This is a genomic window from Mesorhizobium sp. M1227, assembly GCF_040318315.1.
GTDB lineage: Bacteria > Pseudomonadota > Alphaproteobacteria > Rhizobiales > Rhizobiaceae > Mesorhizobium.
The window spans coordinates 1-517 of sequence record NZ_JAMYLZ010000126.1 but is presented as its reverse complement, the minus strand read 5'-3'; the positions used below and the strand labels follow the sequence as shown (position 1 = coordinate 517).

Below are 517 nucleotides of genomic sequence, written 5' to 3'. Positions count from 1 at the left end.
CGGCGGCACCCATGCGACGGAGAATGAATCCTATCGCCGCATTGCGCTGAACGGCACCACAAATGAATGGAAGGTGACCGATCGCGACGGCACCGTCTCGACCTTCCGCTCGGTCGCTGCCGTCGCCAACCTGAACCCACCTGTCGGCACGCCGGCCTATGATCTGGCCCAAAGCTATCGCTGGCTGTTGACCTCGGTCACCGACACCAATGGCAACAGCGTCGCCTACAGCTACACCTGTCCGGCAAGCCCGGTCTGTTACCCCGATACGATCAGCTACAACGGCACTGTCGTAAAATTCTATCTGGAGACACGTCCCGACCTGATCCTGATGGGCAATGGCCGCGACATCTCCGAGACCAGCCAGCGCGTCAAGGCCATCGGCGTCACGGTCTCTGGCGCACTGCGCAGCGCCTACAAGCTGACCTACGACCAGGCGCCGTTCTCCAACGCCTCGCGCCTGACCGCCGTCACCCGCTACGGCACCGATGCGGCCATCGCTGCCGACGGCACCATC

Annotated in this window: 1 protein-coding gene; it reads left to right on the top strand. The window is 63.2% G+C overall.

Annotated features, from left to right (window positions below; all coding sequences use genetic code 11):
* The coding region (locus NKH28_RS34405) for a hypothetical protein (RefSeq protein ID WP_352981478.1) at positions 1-517 on the top strand (517 nt) is incomplete at both ends.